The organism is Cellulomonas iranensis NBRC 101100 = JCM 18110 (genome assembly GCF_001552375.1).
GTDB classification, from domain to species: domain Bacteria; phylum Actinomycetota; class Actinomycetes; order Actinomycetales; family Cellulomonadaceae; genus Cellulomonas; species Cellulomonas iranensis.
In genome coordinates, this window is record NZ_BCRB01000003.1 from 1 (window position 1) to 15965 (window position 15965).

Annotated in this window: 19 protein-coding genes and 1 riboswitch; of the genes, 6 read left to right on the top strand and 13 right to left on the bottom strand. The window is 76.7% G+C overall.

Annotation, left to right across the window (positions count from 1 at the left end):
* Positions 1 to 110: 110 nt before the first annotated feature.
* The 3 genes from CS2_RS00875 to CS2_RS00885 form a co-directional block, all read right to left on the bottom strand.
* Positions 111 to 1382: an RNA polymerase sigma factor gene (locus tag CS2_RS00875; RefSeq protein ID WP_070318484.1), complete on the bottom strand. Its 1272-nt coding sequence runs from the start codon at positions 1380 to 1382 to the stop codon at positions 111 to 113.
* A 109-nt stretch (positions 1383 to 1491) separates the two neighbouring features.
* The gene (locus CS2_RS00880; RefSeq protein ID WP_046529853.1) at positions 1492 to 1833 is read right to left on the bottom strand and encodes a YciI family protein; all 342 of its coding nucleotides are present in this window, start codon (positions 1831 to 1833) and stop codon (positions 1492 to 1494) included.
* Complete coding sequence (locus CS2_RS00885) at positions 1830 to 2228, bottom strand: YciI family protein (RefSeq protein ID WP_070318485.1); 399 nt, start codon at positions 2226 to 2228, stop codon at positions 1830 to 1832. The genes CS2_RS00880 and CS2_RS00885 overlap by 4 nt, the downstream gene beginning before the upstream one ends.
* Before the next feature lie 177 nt (positions 2229 to 2405).
* Between CS2_RS00885 and CS2_RS00890 the strand changes: the two genes are divergently transcribed.
* Positions 2406 to 2966, top strand: a complete 561-nt coding sequence (locus CS2_RS00890; protein ID WP_046529855.1) for a type 1 glutamine amidotransferase domain-containing protein — start codon at positions 2406 to 2408, stop codon at positions 2964 to 2966.
* Between the two features lie 3 nt (positions 2967 to 2969).
* Here CS2_RS00890 and CS2_RS00895 read toward each other — a convergent pair whose 3' ends face one another.
* Complete coding sequence (locus tag CS2_RS00895; RefSeq protein WP_156441932.1) at positions 2970 to 4322, bottom strand: MFS transporter; 1353 nt, start codon at positions 4320 to 4322, stop codon at positions 2970 to 2972.
* Positions 4323 to 4393: 71 nt separating this feature from the next.
* Here CS2_RS00895 and CS2_RS00900 point away from each other — a divergent pair, with 71 nt between their 5' ends.
* Complete coding sequence (locus CS2_RS00900) at positions 4394 to 4894, top strand: NUDIX hydrolase (RefSeq protein WP_070318486.1); 501 nt, start codon at positions 4394 to 4396, stop codon at positions 4892 to 4894.
* Between the two features lie 14 nt (positions 4895 to 4908).
* On the opposite strand, the gene CS2_RS00905 is transcribed toward CS2_RS00900, so the two are convergent.
* From CS2_RS00905 to CS2_RS00920, 4 genes are all read right to left on the bottom strand, one after another.
* Complete coding sequence (locus CS2_RS00905) at positions 4909 to 5289, bottom strand: hypothetical protein (RefSeq protein WP_070318487.1); 381 nt, start codon at positions 5287 to 5289, stop codon at positions 4909 to 4911.
* Between the two features lie 67 nt (positions 5290 to 5356).
* A complete protein-coding gene (locus CS2_RS00910) occupies positions 5357 to 5956 on the bottom strand; it encodes a YdeI/OmpD-associated family protein (protein ID WP_070318497.1) in 600 nt (199 codons plus the stop codon).
* Positions 5957 to 5988: 32 nt separating this feature from the next.
* Complete coding sequence (locus CS2_RS00915; RefSeq protein WP_070318488.1) at positions 5989 to 6576, bottom strand: DinB family protein; 588 nt, start codon at positions 6574 to 6576, stop codon at positions 5989 to 5991.
* A 32-nt stretch (positions 6577 to 6608) separates the two neighbouring features.
* Positions 6609 to 7871 carry an MFS transporter gene (locus tag CS2_RS00920; RefSeq protein ID WP_307416215.1) on the bottom strand — a complete coding sequence of 421 codons (1263 nt, stop codon included), beginning with the start codon at positions 7869 to 7871 and terminating at the stop codon, positions 6609 to 6611.
* 94 nt (positions 7872 to 7965) lie between these two features.
* Between CS2_RS00920 and CS2_RS00925 the strand changes: the two genes are divergently transcribed.
* On the top strand, positions 7966 to 8595 hold the full coding sequence (locus CS2_RS00925; RefSeq protein WP_070318489.1) for a maleylpyruvate isomerase N-terminal domain-containing protein: 630 nt from the start codon (positions 7966 to 7968) through the stop codon (positions 8593 to 8595).
* 24 nt (positions 8596 to 8619) lie between these two features.
* Here CS2_RS00925 and CS2_RS00930 read toward each other — a convergent pair whose 3' ends face one another.
* Positions 8620 to 9453 (bottom strand): SDR family oxidoreductase, encoded by an 834-nt coding sequence (locus CS2_RS00930; protein WP_070318490.1) that lies wholly within the window; start codon positions 9451 to 9453, stop codon positions 8620 to 8622.
* Positions 9454 to 9515: 62 nt separating this feature from the next.
* Positions 9516 to 9588: riboswitch (Fluoride riboswitch) on the top strand.
* A gap of 36 nt (positions 9589 to 9624) precedes the next feature.
* Between CS2_RS00930 and CS2_RS00935 the strand changes: the two genes are divergently transcribed.
* The 3 genes from CS2_RS00935 (at position 9625) to CS2_RS00945 (ending at position 11852) form a co-directional block, all read left to right on the top strand.
* Positions 9625 to 10161 (top strand): fluoride efflux transporter FluC, encoded by a 537-nt coding sequence (locus tag CS2_RS00935; RefSeq protein ID WP_082739609.1) that lies wholly within the window; start codon positions 9625 to 9627, stop codon positions 10159 to 10161.
* Positions 10158 to 10517, top strand: coding sequence for a fluoride efflux transporter FluC (locus tag CS2_RS00940; RefSeq protein ID WP_070318491.1), 360 nt, complete (start codon positions 10158 to 10160; stop codon positions 10515 to 10517). The genes CS2_RS00935 and CS2_RS00940 overlap by 4 nt, the downstream gene beginning before the upstream one ends.
* Before the next feature lie 171 nt (positions 10518 to 10688).
* Positions 10689 to 11852, top strand: a complete 1164-nt coding sequence (locus CS2_RS00945) for a hypothetical protein (protein WP_070318492.1) — start codon at positions 10689 to 10691, stop codon at positions 11850 to 11852.
* Here CS2_RS00945 and CS2_RS00950 read toward each other — a convergent pair.
* The 4 genes from CS2_RS00950 to CS2_RS00965 form a co-directional block, all read right to left on the bottom strand.
* Positions 11839 to 12465 carry a class I SAM-dependent methyltransferase gene (locus tag CS2_RS00950; protein WP_070318493.1) on the bottom strand — a complete coding sequence of 209 codons (627 nt, stop codon included), beginning with the start codon at positions 12463 to 12465 and terminating at the stop codon, positions 11839 to 11841. The genes CS2_RS00945 and CS2_RS00950 overlap by 14 nt on opposite strands.
* Positions 12466 to 12641: 176 nt before the next feature.
* The gene (locus CS2_RS19475; protein ID WP_070318494.1) at positions 12642 to 13916 is read right to left on the bottom strand and encodes a CE1 family esterase; all 1275 of its coding nucleotides are present in this window, start codon (positions 13914 to 13916) and stop codon (positions 12642 to 12644) included.
* Positions 13917 to 14079: 163 nt separating this feature from the next.
* Positions 14080 to 14880 carry a class I SAM-dependent methyltransferase gene (locus CS2_RS00960; protein ID WP_070318495.1) on the bottom strand — a complete coding sequence of 267 codons (801 nt, stop codon included), beginning with the start codon at positions 14878 to 14880 and terminating at the stop codon, positions 14080 to 14082.
* A 47-nt stretch (positions 14881 to 14927) separates the two neighbouring features.
* On the bottom strand, positions 14928 to 15578 hold the full coding sequence (locus CS2_RS00965; protein WP_070318496.1) for an FMN-binding negative transcriptional regulator: 651 nt from the start codon (positions 15576 to 15578) through the stop codon (positions 14928 to 14930).
* Positions 15579 to 15965 lie beyond the last annotated feature (387 nt).

Here is a 15965-nt window from a genome sequence, read left to right on the forward strand (position 1 = left end):
ACCCCTCGCCGACGGACACCGGCACGGCTCGACGGACAGGCGCGTGCCGCTGTCCGCCGACCGTACGGCTGTCCGTCGCGGTGGGGGTGGGTGCGGTGCGCTCGCGCCCGTCAGGGCTCGGGGGTGCGGGCCTCGGCCAGGCGGCGCTGCAGGTGGTCGCGCTCGGCGGCGTCGGGGACGAGGTCGAGCGCGCGCTCGAGCTCGGCGACGGCCTCGGGGTGGCGGCCCGCGCGCAGCAGGAGCTCGCCGCGCACCGCCGGGAGCCGGTGGTGGCGCGGCAGCGCGCCGTCCAGTCCCTCGAGCACGGCGAGGCCCGCGTCCGGCCCGGCGGCCTCGGCGACCGCGACCGCGCGTGCCAGGCGCACCACGGGCGACCCGGTGCGCGCCTCGAGCAGCGCGTAGAGGCCGGCGACGACGTCCCACCGCGTGTCCGCCGCGGTCCGTGCGGTCGCGTGCTCGGCGGCCACGAGCGCCTGCAGCCGGTGGTCCTCGGCCAGGCCGTCGAGCGGCGGCAGCGCGCGCAGCAGCGCGACGCCCTCGGCGATCTCGGCCGCGTGCCAGCGCGCGCGGTCCTGGTCGGGCAGCAGCACCAGGCGGCCCGCGTCGTCGACGCGCGCGTCGCGGCGCGAGTGCTGCAGCAGCACCAGCGCGAGCAGCGCGCGCACGCGCGGCGACCCGCCCAGCAGCCCGTCGAGCTCGCGCACGAGCCGCACGGCCTCGTCGGCGAGGTCGACGCGCAGCCCCCCGGGCACGTCGGCGGGCTGGTACCCGGCCGTGAACAGCAGGTACAGCACGGTCGTCACGGCGTCGAGACGCTCGTCGAGCCGGTCGCGCGGCGGCACGACGAACGGCACGCCGGTCTCCGCGAGACGACGCTTGGCGCGCGTGAGCCGTGCCGACATCGCGGTGTGCTGCACGAGCTGCAGCCGCGCGATGTCCGCGGTCGAGAGCCCGACGACGAACCGCAGCGTCATCGCGACCCGGTCGGCCGGTGCGAGCGCCGGGTGGCAGCACGTCAGCACGAGCCGCAGCTGCTCGTCCGCGACGTGCGCGCCGGGGTCGTGCGCGGCCGCCGCGAGCGCGCGCATCTCGTCGTCGACCACGAGCAGCGGCTCCTTGCGGCGGTGCAGCGCGCGGGCGCGCAGCCGGTCGACGACGCGGCGGCGGGCCGCGGTCAGCAGCCACGCGCCGGGGTTGGCCGGCACGCCGTCGCGCGGCCACGTGCGCGCCGCGGCCTCGAACGCGTCGCCGGCCGCGTCCTCGGCGAGGTCGGGGCTCGCGTACTGCGCGACGAGCAGCGCGACGACGTGCGACCAGTGCGCGCGCCACGCGTCGGCGACGGCGGACCCGACCGGGTCCGCCGCATCCTCGTGCGCGGTCACCGCGGGTTCACCGGGCAGCGCACGTCGCGGGTGCGCCCGCGCGTCGCGGGTGCGCCGGCCGCGTGCCCGCGCGGGGCACGGGCCGGCGCTCCGACCGGGTGACGGGCGGTCATGCCTCGGCGACCTCGCGCACCTCGACCGTGTACTCCGGCAGGTGCCGCAGCGTCGCCAGCAGCGTGTCCGCGTCGGGCGCGTCGACCAGGTAGAACCCCCCGAGCTGCTCGGCCGTCTCGGCGAACGGCCCGTCGGTGACGGTGACGTCGTCGCCGACGCGGCGGTGCGTGCGCGCCGCGGCGACGCCCACGAGCGCCTCGCCGGCCACGACGGTCACGCCCGCGGTGCGCAGCGCGCCGTCGAACGCCGCGTGCTGCGCGTGGTACCGCGCGCGCTCGGCGTCGTCGGCGCGCCGCCACACGTCCTCGTCCTGGTACAGCAGGACGACGAACCTCATACGACGGCGCCGGCCTGCGCGGCGGTCGCCTCGTCGCCCGCGCCGTGCGCGACGACGGCCCGCAGCTCGAGCGTCCCGCCGCCGACCTCGTCCATGACCAGCGGGGCCGCGAGCCGCAGCAGGCCCTCGGGGTCGGACGTGCGGACCAGGTAGAACCCGCCGAGCTGCTCGGTGAGCTCGGCGAACGGTCCGTCGGTGACCTCGGACCCGCCCGCGCCGACGCGCAGCACGCGCGCGGTCGTGGGGCTCGTGAGCTCCTCGCCGCCGAGGATCTCGTGGCCCCGCGCGGCGCACTCCTGCGCGAACCGCTCGTGCGCGGCGTACGCGGCCGCGAGGTCGTCGCACGCGTCGGGGTCGCCCCAGAGCAGGAGCGTGTAGGTCGTGGGGGTCGTCATGTCGTCCTCCGTGGTCCGGGGCACCCACTGTGCCCGCTCGCCCCCATGACGCGCGAGGGTCACCGATTTCGACAGCCCCGACCTTCGCGCTCCCGGCGTGCGGGGGTGCGGGCCCCCTGCCTACCGTGGCGGCGGCCCGGGCGACCCCCGGGTCACCCGAACCGAGGGAGGCACACCATGTCCGACGCGGACCTCACCGGCCGCCGCGTGCTGGCCGTCGTCACCAACTACGGGGTCGAGCAGGACGAGCTCGTCGTGCCCGTCGAGCACCTGCGGGGCGCGGGCGCCACGGTCGACGTCGCGGCGGTCGACGACGCGCCAGTCGAGACGCTCGTCGGCGACAAGGACCCCGGTCGCACCGTCCAGCCGACCACCACGCTCGGCCAGGTCGACGCGTCCGGCTACGACCTGCTGCTCGTGCCCGGCGGCACGCTCAACGCCGACAGCCTGCGCCTGCAGGACGACGCGGTGCGGCTGGTCGGCGCGTTCGCGCAGGCGGGGCGGCCGGTCGCGGCGATCTGCCACGGCCCGTGGCTGCTGGTCGAGGCGGGTCTCGTGCAGGGCAAGCGGCTCACGTCGTACCCGTCGCTCACCACGGACGTGCGCAACGCGGGCGGCACGTGGGTCGACGAGGAGGTCGTGGCCGACGACGCGCAGGGCTTCCGGCTCGTCACGTCCCGCACGCCCGACGACCTCGACGCGTTCCTGCGCGAGGTGGACGCGGCGCTCACGGCCTGACGCTCACGGCCTGACGTCGTCCGGCCCGTCGGCCTCGTCGGCCGGCGGGCCGTCGTCGTGCCGCTCGTCGCCGGTCGGGCCGTCGTCCGTCGGCTCGTCGTCCGGGCCTCGCACGCCGTCCTCCTGCGCGGCCCGTTCGGCGGCGACCAGCGCGCCCTCGCCGACCCGCGGCAGCAGCACGACGAGCCCGCCGGCCACGACCCCGCCGACGACGAACACCCAGCGCAGGCCCCACGTCTCGCCGATGAGCCCGCCGAGCGCGGCGCCGAGCGGCATGGTGCCCCACGCGAGCAGCCGGTAGGCGCTGTTGACGCGGCCCAGCAGGTGGTCGGGGGTGAGGCGCTGGCGCAGCGACACCGTCACGACGTTCCACAGCGCGATGCCGAACCCGGCGACGGTGTTGGCGGCGCCGACGAGCAGCGGGTCGGTCGTCACGGCCGGTGCGGCCAGGCACAGCGCGGACCCGACGACGCTGACGCCCAGCGTCGCGGTGCGTCCGAGGCGCGCGGTGACGGGCCCGGCGACGAGCGAGCCGCCCACCGCACCGACCGCGAGCCACATCAGCAGCACGCCGTACTGCGCCTCGGTGAGCCCCATCGCAGACCCCGCCCCCACGGCCCACAGCACGAACACCGCCGACACGGCCGACATCGCGAGGTTGGTCACCCCGACCATGACCGCGAGCGTGCGCAGCACGGGGCGCCGCCACAGGAACCGCAGACCCTCGCCGATGTCGCGCCGCAGCGTGGTGCGCGGTGCGTCGACCGCGCGGGGCGCGCGGAACGAGCCACGCACCTGCAGCAGCGCGAGCACGGCCAGCGCCCACAGCCCCGCGGGGGCCCCGAGCGCGACCGCCGCGCCGACGCCCACGAGCACACCGCCCAGCGGCGGCCCGGCGAACGCGTTGGTGGTCAGCTCGGCGGCGTGCAGGCGCCCGTTCGCGGCGGGCAGCGCGTCGCGCCCGACGACCTGCGGCAGCACCGACTGCGCCGTCGTGTCCCGGAACACCTCGGCCACGCCGACGAGCACGGCCGCGGCGTACAGCGCGGCCATCGACCCGCCGCCCGTGAGCGTCACGACCATGAGCAGCGCGACGACGACCGCGCGCGCGACGTCCGCCACGACGAGCGTCGCCCGCCGGTCCCACCGGTCCACGAGCGCACCGGCGGGCAGCGCGACGACGAGCCACGGCAGCGACAGCGCGAGCGACAGCCCCGCGACCGCCGCGGGCGACGTCGTGAACCCGAGCGCGACCAGCGGCAGCGCGGTCTTCAGCACGCCGTCGGCGAGGTTCGACGCCGCCGACGACGTCCACAGCCACCAGAAGGCGCGGGGGAGTCGCGCGGGTGCGGTCACGTGCCGCACGCTAGCAACGGCGCCCGGCGACGGTCCGGGCCGGGCGGGACGACGGGACGGGTGGTGGCCGGGTGCCGGTGACGAGCGCGGGGCTGCTGCTGCACCACGGGCGGGGTGCGGAGGTGCACGTGCTCGTCGCGCACATGGGCGGCCCGTTCTGGGCCCGCAAGGACGACCACGCGTGGTCGCTGCCGAAGGGGCTGGTCGAGCCGGGCGAGGACGTCGAGGCGGCGGCGCGGCGCGAGTTCGCCGAGGAGCTGGGCGTGCCGGCGCCGGACCTGCCGGCCGTCGACCTGGGGGCGTTCCGCTACTCCTCGGGCAAGGTCGTGCACGTGCTGGCGGTCGAGGTCCCCGCGTCGCTCGCCGGCTCGCCCGACGACCCGGCGAGCGCCGACCTGACGACGCGGCCCGGCATCAGCACCGCCCGCGTCGAGTGGCCGCCGCGCTCGGGCCGGCACCTCGACGTGCCCGAGGTGGACCGCGCCGTGTGGGCGCCGCTCGACGACGCGCGCCGCCTGCTCGTCAAGGGTCAGCAGCCCGCGCTCGACGCGCTGCTGCGGGTCACCGCGTAGCCGCGGCGGGACGGTCAGACCCTGCTGCGCATCTGCTGCATGCTCGCGAGCAGGGTCGGGTCGCGCTGCTCGGGCCAGCCGAACCCCGCCTCGTCGTCCCACGGCACGGGGTCGTCGTCGACGCTCACCTGCCACGACGTGCCCGGCAGCGCGCGACGCACGTCCGTGAGCGCGCGGCACCAGTGCGCGAGCCCGAGGAACGTCGCGAACGGGTCCTGCTGCGGGAGGGTCGTGCTGCCCTGCAGCGACGCGTCACCGGGGTCGGTGAGGTCGAGCGCGTCGGCGTCGAACGGGTAGTCCGCGTTGTGCGCGGCCACCAGCCCGCGGGCGACGGCCACCTCGTCGGGGGTCAGGGGTGCGGGACGGGTCGCGCGGTAGTGCAGCCGGACAGCCATGATCCGGGAGGATACGGGACGGAACGGACGTCCGGTGCGAGTTCCGGACGCCCGTCCGGGTCGCGCGTCACAGACCGTCGGGACGGCGCTTCTGCGGGTACGGCGTGCGGCCGTGCGCGAGGTCGTCGACGAACGTCGCGATGCGGCGCGCGCGGGTCTCGGGCCGCTTGGCCTGCCCGACGCGCAGCAGCACCGCGAACCGGTTGCCCGAGGTCAACGCGTCGAACCAGGCGCGCGCGGCGGGCACCGCGTCGAGCGCGGCCGCCAGGTCGTCGGGGACCTCGATGGTCGCGGGGCCCCGGTAGGCGGCCTCCCACCGGCCGTCGGCCTGCGCCGCGGCGACCTGCGCGCGGCCGGCGTCGTGCATGCGGCCCTCGCGCTCGAGGCGCGCGACCCGCTCGACGTTGACCGCGGACCACGCGCTGCGCGGCCGGCGCGGCGTCATGCGCTGGAACGTGCTGGCCTCGTCGCGTCGCCGCGCCTGGCCGTCGATCCACCCGAAGCACAGCGCCTCGTCGACCGCGTCGGTGTACGTCAGCGCCGTCACGTCGCCGCCCTTGCGGTGCAGCACGAGCCACACGCCCGTCCGCTGCGCGTGGTGCTCGGCCAGCCACGCGCGCCACGCCGCGGCGTCGGGGAGCAGCAGCTCGGGCAGGTCGTCGGCCACGGCGTCAGCCGTCCCGCCGGCCCACGCGGGCGTCACTCACCGGTGCTCCCGTCCACGGCCTCGCGCAGCAGGTCCGCGTGCCCGTTGTGCCGCGCGTACTCCTCGACCATGTGCACGAGCACCCACCGCAGCGACACGGGCTCGCCCGTCGCGGAGTGCCGTCGCGCCGACACCTGGTCGAGCCCGCCCGCGGCGAGCGCGTCGTCGACCGTGCGCTGCGAGCGCGCCACCGCCTCGTCCCACAGCGCGCGCAGCTGCTCCGGGGAGTCGTCGGCCGCGCTCGTGAAGTCCCAGTCGCGGTCCGCGTCCCAGTCGGCCGACGCCCACGGCTCGACGTGCGGGCGGTCGTGCCACACGACGCCGAACCAGCTGTCCTCGACCATCGCCAGGTGCTTCATCAGGCCGCCGAGCGTCAGGGTCGACGGCGGGAGGGCCTGCCGCAGGTGCGCGGCGTCCAGGCCCTCGGTCTTGAGGAGCAGCGTGCGGCGGTGGAAGTCGAGGAACGTGAGCAGCGTCGTGGCCTCGTCCGCGCGGTGCGGCGGGTCGCCCCGCTCGGACGTGAGGCGCGCGGGTGCGTGCCGCCCGTCGGTGGGCGTGCCGGGGGCGGGCGCGTCGGTCATGAGGACAGCGTGCCAGCCGGGTCCGACACGCCTCACGCGGGCCCGTGGGCGGCGGCGTCCGGCGCGGGCTGCGCGTCGGTGTGCGCGACGTGCCGCAGCTGCCGCCAGATCAGCACGACGAACACGGCCGACCCGCCGAACGCGCCCCAGAACGGCGCGGTGACGCCCCACCGCTGCGCCGCCCAGCCGCCCACCAGCCCGCCCAGCACGAGGCCGCCGAACGTGCCGATGACGTTGACGCCGTTGACGCGGCCCTGCAACGCGCTCGGCACGGCGCGCTGCCGGATCGTCATCGACGTCGTGCCCCAGACGAACGCGTGCGCGCCGAACACGAAGAACACCGGCATCGCGACCCACGCGCTCGTCGTCACCGCCAGCACCAGGTGCGTGAGCGTCTCCACGACCAGCCCGACCCGCATGAGCCCCGCGAGCGACACGCGCGCCGTCAGCCACCCGTAGGCCGTGACGCCCAGCAGGCCGCCGAGCGCCTGCACGGTGGTGACCAGCCCGAACCCGACGTCACCGAGGCCCAGGCGCTGCTGCGCGTAGAGCACGAGCACCGACCACGCGGCCCCGAACGTCACGTTGAACACGAGGATCGTCAGCACGAGCGTGCGCACCGCGGGGTGGTGCCAGGTCCAGCGGACGCCCTCGACGACGTCGGCCCGCACGGTCGTCGTGCCGCGGGCGCGCCCGTGCGGCGGCAGCTCGACGCGCGCGACGAGCGCGACGGCGGCCGCCATGAGCACGGCCGTCGCGGCGAACGGCGACCACTGCCCGGCCGTGAACAGGGCGGCGCCGAGCGGCGGGCCGGCGAGCTGGTTGAGGCCGATGAAACCGGCCTGCGTGCGCGCGTTCGCGGTCGCGAGGTCGTCGCGCCGCACGACCATCGGTGCGAGCGTGCCGGCCACGTTGTCCGCGAACGTCTCCGCGGCTCCCAGCGCGACGAGCGCCACCAGCACGACCCACACGGGCGCGACGTCGCCCGCGACGGCGGCGGCCAGCAGCGCGAGCACGGCGACCCGCACCGCGTTGCACACCATGACGAGACGCCGGCGGTCCACGCGGTCGGTGACGACGCCCGCCCACAGCGCCAGCAGCAGGCGCGGGAGCCACGCGGCCGTCGCGGCGAGCGCCACGACGAACGGGTCCTGCGTGCGGGTCGCGACCAGCAGCGGCCCCGCCGCCAGCACGAGCCCGTCGCCCAGGTTCGACGTCCACGAGGACGCGACCAGCCACCGGAAGGGTGCGCCGAGCCGCGCCGGGAGGACCGCCTCGAGCGCACGTCGCAGCACGCGTGCACGGTAGCCGGGCCGGGGCGGTGGACCCACGGCGGGTCCGCGCCCCGGCCCGGCCCGCGGCGTGGGTGCTCGGTGCCACACTGCCCGCATGACCCGTGACGACGCGTTCCTCCTCGCCGCCGACGCCGTGCTCGACCTGGTCGACCTGCCCGAGGTCGCGGTGCGGTGGTCGCAGCCGTCGGCGCTGCCGCGCCTGACCGTCGGCGGGCTCGCGGTGCACCTGGGCAACCAGGTGGTGCGCGCGGCGGAGCTCCTGACGCGCGAGCCCGGCGGCCTGCCCGTGCTCGCCGACGCCGACGAGCACTACGCGCGCTCGGCGTGGCCCACCGCCGCGCCCGAGGACCCGGTGAACGACCGCGGCGGGGACGAGACGCTCGCGCTCGAGGGGCCCGCCGCGCTGCACGACCGCGTCGTCGCGCACCGCGACCGCGTCCGCGACGCGCTCGCGTCCGGCGCCGCGCAGGACGTCGTGCCCGTGCCGTGGGCCGGGTGGGCGCTGCGGCGCGAGGACTTCCTGCTGACGCGCATGCTCGAGGTCGTCGTGCACTCCGACGACCTCGCGGTGAGCGTCGGCGTCGACACCCCGACGTTCCCCGTCGCGGTGTTCGACCCGGTGCGTGACCTGCTGGTGCGCCTCGCGGTCGCGCGGCACGGTCAGGCGCGCGTCGTCGCGGCCCTCACGCGTCGCGAGCGCGCGCTGCCGGTCCACGCGTTCTGAGCCGCGTGGCCGCGGGCGGGGCCGTCAGCGCCGGAAGCCGCCCTCGGTCGAGAGCACCTGCCCCACGACCCACCTCCCGGCGTCGGACACGAGCCACGCGATGAGCCGCGCCGGGTCGTCGGGCTCGCCGAACCGCCCGCCGGGGAAGTGCGCGAGCACGGCCTCGACCACCTCGGCGGGGGCCGCGTCGGCGTCGAGGTAGCCGGTGTTGACCGGCCCGGGGTTGACGGTGTTGAGCAGGATGCCGCGGTCGACCAGGTCGTCCGCGACCGACGGCGTCAGCCCCGCGAGCACCGCCTTCGACGCGGCGTACGCGATCTCGTCCGGCATGGGCCCGGCGAGCTGGCCCGACGTCATCCACACCACGCGGCCGCCGGGCCGGCCGTCGTGCTGCGCCGCGAACGCCTTGGTCGCGAGCAGCGTGGCGCGGGCGTTCACGGCCCAGTGCGCGTCGAGCGTGGCCGCCGTCTGGGCCGCCAGCCGACCGTCGCCGCCGCTGCGCGCGTGGTTGCAGACCAGCACGTCGAGGTGCCCCAGCGCGGCGCCCGCGCGTTCGACGAGCTCCTCGCCCGCGGTCGGCGCCGCGAGGTCGAGGCTCGTGGCCGCGAGGCGCGCGCCCGGCGCGAGGTGCGCCTCGAGCTCGCCCAGCAGCGCGTCGACGTCGTCGGCGCCCCACGGCTGCTCGGCGTCGTGCGGGGCCCAGTGCTGGACGACGAGGCTCGCGCCGGCGCGTGCGAGCCGCGACGCGACCGCGAACCCGATGCCGCGCCGGCGGCTCACGCCCGTGACGACGGCGACCCTGCCGTGCAGGCTCTCGCCCCGGTCGGGTGCTGCGGTGCTGTGCCGGTCGTGTCCCATGGGCGGCGACCCTAGGGGCGGGTCGGTGCGGGGGCGACCGATTTGCGGGCGGTGCGGCGTACCCTGGCCGCGGCGATGGATCCCGCCGGGGCGTGCCGCCCGAACCGCCGCACGGCTGATGGTTCCTGCTCCGGTGGTACGGGCGCAGGCTGCTGCCCGCGGGAGGTGACCATGGCCGACGTCGCACGTTCCTCGCCGCCCTCGACCGCACGCTCGGCGGTGCCGTCGACCGTGTCGTCAGCGGCGCTGGTCGCCGTGGGCGGGACGCTCGGCGTCACGGTGCGCGCGCTGCTCGAGGGCGCGTTCCCGGCGGCGCCCGGCGGCTGGCCGTGGACGACGACGGCGATCAACGTCACGGGCTCGCTGCTGCTGGGCCTGCTGCTCACGGCGCTCGCGCGCCGCGGGCCCGACGCCGGGCGGCGGCGTGCCGTGCGGCTGGGCGTCGGCACGGGCGTGATCGGCGGGTACACGACGTACAGCACGTTCGTGCTCGAGGTGGAGCGGCTGGTCACGGGCGGGGCGGTCGTGACGGGGGTCGCGTACGCGCTGGTGAGCGTCGTGCTCGGGGTCGCGGCCGCGGTGCTCGGCGTCGTGCTCGCGGGCGGGCGCGCGGGTGCGCGGGGGCAGGCCGCGCACGACCCGGACGCCCTGGTCGAGGAGCGTGCGCGGCCCGGCGACGGCCCGCGCGCGGGGGAGGTGCGGCCGTGATCGTCGTGCTCGCGCTCGCGGGCGGCCTGGGGGCGGCCGCGCGGTTCGGTGTCGACACCGCCGTCGCGCGGCACGCCCGGGGGTCGGTGCCGCTGGGGACCGTCGTGGTCAACGTCACCGCGTGCCTGCTGCTGGGGCTGCTGACGGGCTGGACGCTGCGGCACGCGGGGCACGACGGCGTGCAGGCCGTGCTCGGCGTGGGGTTCCTGGGCGGGTACTCGACGTTCAGCACCGCGAGCGTCGAGGCCGCGCGGCTGCTGCTCGCGGGTCGGGGCGTCGCGGCGGTGCTGCACGCGGCCGGGATGCTCGTGGCCGGGCTCGCCGCGGCCGTGCTGGGGCTCGCGCTCACGTCCTGACGGACCGGCCGGTCGAGCGGCCGCCCGCGCATCGGAAGGCGCTTGCCGAAACGGTTCACGGTCTGGAGCGCGGCAGCGGGGCGGCCCTACCGTCGCCGCACGGACGGTGCGGCCCGACGACGCCCCGACCGCCCGGGACGACGACGTCCCGCCCCGGCGAGAGGTGACCCCATGACGCACCCACCCGCGCGGCCGACCCGCCGCGCCACGCTCACGGCCCTGCTCGCCGCGGCCCTCGCGGCGGCGAGCGTCGTCCTGGCGCCACCCGTGCAGGCCGCCCCCGGCACGAGCTGCACGGGCTCCACCGTCCACGGGTCGGCGGTGCAGGACGGCGGCACGTGGCGCGCCTACCGTGGCAGCACGCAGCTGTGGGCCGGCCCCGACATGCTCACCGCGATCAACCGGGCCGTCGAAGGGCTCGACGCCGGGCGCACCAGCAAGCAGCGCGTCGTCGTGAACGGCTCGGGGACCATGAGCGCGAACGCGCGCATCACGCTGCCCAGCTACACGACCCTCGAGTCCTGCGGCACCCTCCACGTCACCGGCACCGGCTCGGGCAACGTCGCCGGCGTGTACATGCGCGGCGCCACCGACATCGAGGTCGCCCGCCTGCACCTCACGGGCACCCCCGTGTACGGGATCTTCGCGCGCGACGTCGACAACCTGCGGCTGCGGGAGATCGACATGCGGCTCAGCGGCGGCGGCATCGGCGTGCGGATCGACAACCACGGCGACCGCAGCCGCTTCGTGCGCAACATCACCGTCAACTCGCTGTACGTGTCCGGCGCGGGGTCGCACGCGCTCGAGACCTACGGGGTCGACGGGCTCACGGTCGGCACGGTCACCGCGCGCGGCGTCGGCGAGTCCGGCGTGCTGCTCAACGAGACGATCAACGCGACGGTGAGCCTGGTCGACGCGCAGGACGCCGGCACCGGCACCGGCTACGCGGCGTTCCGGATCGCCAACCGCGCCGGACGCATCGGCGCGTCCTACCCGACCAACATCCGCGTCGGCACCGTCAAGGCCGTCGGCGGCGGGCGCGGCGTGTTCTGCGTCTCCGAGAGCGGCGGCCTGCGCATCGACCGCGTCGAGCTGCGGGCCACGGGCAACAACCCCGTGCTCGTCGAGAACTGCACCAACGTCGACCTCGCCCTGGCGGGCGGCACGATCTCGGGCGGCGAGGTGCGGCTCGCGGCGCGCAGCGACATGCCGCAGACCCGTGACGTCACGCTGCAGAACCTCACGCTGTCGAACGGTGCTCGCGTCGTCGAGCGGCCGTGCGTCGCGAACCTCGTGATCCGGAACGTCACGGGCGGGTCCGTCACGCGCTGCTGACCCGCTCGTCGGCCGGGCGCCGCCACACCAGCGCGTACCGCCACAGCGGCAGCCGGCGCCACCGCACGCCGGGCAGCGCGTCGCGCGCGGCGTCGCGGACCTGCGCGAACGTGTGCGGCGGCGGCCACACCGTGGGCGCCGTGTGCTCCCAGAACGTGCGGGTGCGGCTCAGCACCTGGTGCTGCACGACGCCGATCGTGTCCCACGCGGCGTCGACCGGCTCCGACGACGCCGCGCACCCGACGACCACGAGCACCCCGCCCGGCGCGGTGAGGCGAGCCAGGGCCCGCAGCGCGTCCGCGGGGTCCGGCAGGTGGTGCAGCGTCGCGATCGACGTGACGACGTCGAACGACGCCGCCGCGAACGGTGCGCGCAGCGCGTCGCCGCGCACCCACGCGCCCTGCGGGGCCGCCGCGCGGGCGCGGGCGAGCACCGCGGCGTCCAGGTCGAGGCCCACGACGTGCGGCACGCACCGGCGCAGGTCGGCCGCGAGCAGCCCGTCGCCCGTGCCCACGTCGAGCGCCGTCCGGGCGTGCGGTGGAACCTCCCGCAGCACGAGCCGGTGGTAGTGGACGTTGTGGTTCCACGGGCGGGGCGGAGCGGCGTCGCTCACGAGGCCTCCGGGGCGTGGGACAGCGGGTCGGTCGACCGTAGCGGGCCGGCGGGTGCCCGCGCGCCCGTCGGCGTGCCACGCGCCCCGGCGCGCCGACGGGCGGGACCGGTGCGGTCCCGCCCGTCGGGTGGTGCGTCAGACGCCGTGCGGCGGGCCCGGTGCGCCGGGCCGCCCGGTCAGGCGCAGGTGAGGGTCGGCGACCCCGGCGTGCCCGTGCCGATGAACCCGAACGTCGTCGAGCCGCCCGCGGGCAGCGCGCCGTTCCACGCGGCGTTGCGGACCGTCACGTTCGACCCGCTGCTCGACACGTCGCCGCTCCACAGCTGCGAGACCGTGAACGACGAGCTCGACCAGCCGACCGTCCAGCCGCTCAGCGCGGACGAGCCGGCCGTGACGGTGACCTCGGCCTGGAACCCGCCCGGCCACGTGCCGGTGGTGCGCAGCGTCGCCGAGCACCGTCCGGTCGGTGTGGTCGGCGTCGGGGTCGGGGTGGCCGTCGGCGTCGGGGTGGCGGTGGGCGTGGGGGTCGGGGTGGGCGTGGGGGTCGGCGTCGGCGTCGTGGTCGTCGACCTCAGCGCCGAGAAGAACTGCCAGATCTCGCCCGGGACGTGCGACTGCTGCGCGCCGCGGTCGCGCGCGTCCCACTGGTGGTCGCTGTCGTTGGCGATCCACACCACGGGGAAGCCGTCGCGGCACGTGTACGTCGTCTTGGTGTGCTGCCCGCTGCCAGCCGCGGGCTCGGGCGCGTTCTGCGCCTGGCAGCCGTTGTTGCGCAGCGCGCGGTCGCGCAGCGCGCGGCCCTGCGAGATGTTGAGCACGCTGTCGGCCACGCCGTGCGAGCCGAGGTACGCGATGGGCTGCGTGCCGCCCGCGCAGCCCGAGAGCTGGGCGCCGTTGAGCACCGCGACGGCCCGGAACACGTCGGCCCGCGCGCACGCCAGCGCGTTGCTCATGCCGCCGCCGTAGCTGAAGCCGGTCGCGAACCGCTGCGTCGTGTCGATGCACAGGGACGCGTCGAGCGTGCGCAGCAGGTCGTCGATGAACGTGACGTCGCGGCCGTTGCTGTTGGGCCACGCGTTGTCGATGCCCTGCGGCGCCACGAAGATCGTGCTGTTGTTCGCGAGCGGCTTGAGTCCGTAGAAGTTCTGGTTGACGACGTCCTGCGACGTGCCGTGCCACCAGTGCAGCCCGACGACCAGGCGGTACGGCTTGTTCGGGTCGTACCCGGCGGGCACGTCGAGGCGGTAGCTGCGCTGCTGACCGCTGCTGGTGAGCGTGTGGTTGCCGGTGCCGAGGCCGGCGGGCTTGCCGCAGCCGCCGGTCGTGGCGGCCGCGACGGGGCCGCCCGGCAGCGCGGTCGCGGGCCCGGCGGCGGCGGTCAGGCCGCCGACGGCGAGCGCGACGGCTGCCACGAGGGCGCCGAGGCGTCGGCGGGTCGGGGATCGGTGCACGGTGGCTCCTCACGGTCGTCGCGTCGGCGTCGGCGTCGGCGCGGGGGTGACGTGGCGGTGGCAGGGCTGTGCCTCGGCGCACGTTCGTGCCCGCGACGCTAGTGACGGCGAGTGGGTGACCACACCGTGAGTAATCGTTTCACCACACGTCCGGGGCGGCGCGTCAGCGCACCCCCACGCCCAGCAGGTGGCCCGACAGGTCGACCGCCTCGGTGTCGCCGTCCGCCGCGCGGGCCAGCACCAGCGCGGCGGCGACCACGTCGTCGTCGGGACGCAGGAACTCGAGCGCGAGCGAGCCTGGCCCCTCGACGCCCACGGCGCGCGCGTCGCGGAACCCGGCGGTGGTCAGCTCGTCGGCGAGCTCTGCCGCGGTGTGGAAGTGCGCACCGGGGAACCCGCCCTCGTCCCGGTCCAGCGCCTCCGCCGGCTCGCCCGTCTCGAGCAGCCTCGTCAGCTCCGGACCCGGCAGGGCCGTGAACCGGCGGCTCAGCACGACGTCCATCGTCGCGATCGACCGCGTGATGCCGGCCGCGAGCACGACGCCGCCGGGGCGCAGCACCCGCAGCGCCTCGCGCAGCGCCCGCAGCCGGTCGTCGCGCGTCGCCAGGTGGTACAGCGGGCCGGCCAGCAGCACCGCGTCGAACGTCGCGTCGGCCGCCCGCAGCGCGCGGGCGTCGCCGACCTCGGCCGCGAACGTCCCGACCGCGCGCGCCGTCTCGACCTGCGACGCGACCGGATCGACGAGCGTCACGTCGTGCCCCTGCGCCGCGAGCCACGTCGCGTGCACGCCCGTGCCGCCGCCCACGTCGAGCACGCGCGACCCGGGGCCCAGGTGCGCGCCGACGATCTCGCGCGTGCGGATCAGCTCGACCGCCCCGGCGGCCGTGCGCCCGAGGCGCGCGCCCTCGTCGACGTGCGTGCCGTAGTAGCGCTGCAGACGGGCGTCGAACGTGGCCTGGTCCATGCCGGGACGCTAGCGGCGCGGGTCGCGCCGGTGCGCGGGGATTGCGCTCAGCGCGCCGCCGACGGGCCCCGCTGCCGGACACCCGTGCGGCGCATCGCGTCGGCCACGGCCGGCGCGTCCGCGTGCCGCTCGTCGGCCAGGCCCGCGACGACGCCCGCGTGGTCCTGCGGCGACCGGTTCTGGCTCAGCTTGGCCTTGGCCTCGACGCGCTCGACGCGCAGCTCGACGCCCACGACGGCGCGGAGCTGACGCCGCACGAAGTCCGCGGGCGCGTCGGTGACGGCCCACGGCTGCGCGCGGTCGCGCTCGTGCTGCTCGGTCAGCGCCGTCACGAGCCGGTGCAGCTCCTCGACGTCCTCGTGCACGCGCAGCCGGCCCGTCAGGTGCACGGCCGAGTAGTTCCACGTCGGCACGACCCGCCCGTGCTCGGCCTTGCTCGCGTACCAGGACGGCGACACGTACGCCTGCGGTCCGCTGACGACCGCGAGCGCCGGGGCGTCGTCGGGCAGGTCGCGCCACTGCGGGTTCGCGCGCGCCATGTGCCCCAGCAGCCGGTCGCCGTCCCACACGACGGGCAGCAGCGTCGCGACGGGGTACCCGTCGGCGCCGACGGTGACGACCTGCGCGGTGCCGACGGCCGCGACCAGCGCGCGGACCTCGTCGGCGTCGTCGAGCGCGTTGAACACCGGGACGTACATCCCGTGACGCTAGCCGCGGCGAGCGCCACGGCGCGAGAGGTGTCTCAGCACGGTGACGGGGCGCGCGCGCGACGGCCGACCGGACAGCCCTCTCACGGGCGGGGGTGGATCGCCGCGTGGTGGTGAGAGTGCGATCCGGTCGTGTCGTGGACAGTGCTGGATCGCCTTGTGGTGGTGCTTGTGGTGGTGAGAGTGCGATCCGGTCGTGTCCCGGACGGTGCTGGATCGCCCTCTCGCGGCGAGAGGGCGATCCAGCTGCCGCGGTGAGAGGGCGATCCAGCACCGGTGGGACGTCAGGAGCAGATGCCCCAGGGGATGTAGCTGATGTTCTGGGAGCCCTTGTAGTAGGTGACGCCGAAGCTGTTGGAGCCCGACGGGGTGAAGGTG

Coding starts and splice junctions, on each gene's coding strand:
- CS2_RS00880 (WP_046529853.1), bottom strand. CDS start 1,833: ATGAGGTTCGTCGTCCTGCTGTACCAGGACGAGGACGTGTGGCGGCGC.
- CS2_RS00885 (WP_070318485.1), bottom strand. CDS start 2,228: ATGACGACCCCCACGACCTACACGCTCCTGCTCTGGGGCGACCCCGAC.
- CS2_RS00890 (WP_046529855.1), top strand. CDS start 2,406: ATGTCCGACGCGGACCTCACCGGCCGCCGCGTGCTGGCCGTCGTCACC.
- CS2_RS00905 (WP_070318487.1), bottom strand. CDS start 5,289: ATGGCTGTCCGGCTGCACTACCGCGCGACCCGTCCCGCACCCCTGACC.
- CS2_RS00915 (WP_070318488.1), bottom strand. CDS start 6,576: ATGACCGACGCGCCCGCCCCCGGCACGCCCACCGACGGGCGGCACGCA.
- CS2_RS00925 (WP_070318489.1), top strand. CDS start 7,966: ATGACCCGTGACGACGCGTTCCTCCTCGCCGCCGACGCCGTGCTCGAC.
- CS2_RS00930 (WP_070318490.1), bottom strand. CDS start 9,453: ATGGGACACGACCGGCACAGCACCGCAGCACCCGACCGGGGCGAGAGC.
- CS2_RS00935 (WP_082739609.1), top strand. CDS start 9,625: ATGGCCGACGTCGCACGTTCCTCGCCGCCCTCGACCGCACGCTCGGCG.
- CS2_RS00945 (WP_070318492.1), top strand. CDS start 10,689: ATGACGCACCCACCCGCGCGGCCGACCCGCCGCGCCACGCTCACGGCC.
- CS2_RS00960 (WP_070318495.1), bottom strand. CDS start 14,880: ATGGACCAGGCCACGTTCGACGCCCGTCTGCAGCGCTACTACGGCACG.
- CS2_RS00965 (WP_070318496.1), bottom strand. CDS start 15,578: ATGTACGTCCCGGTGTTCAACGCGCTCGACGACGCCGACGAGGTCCGC.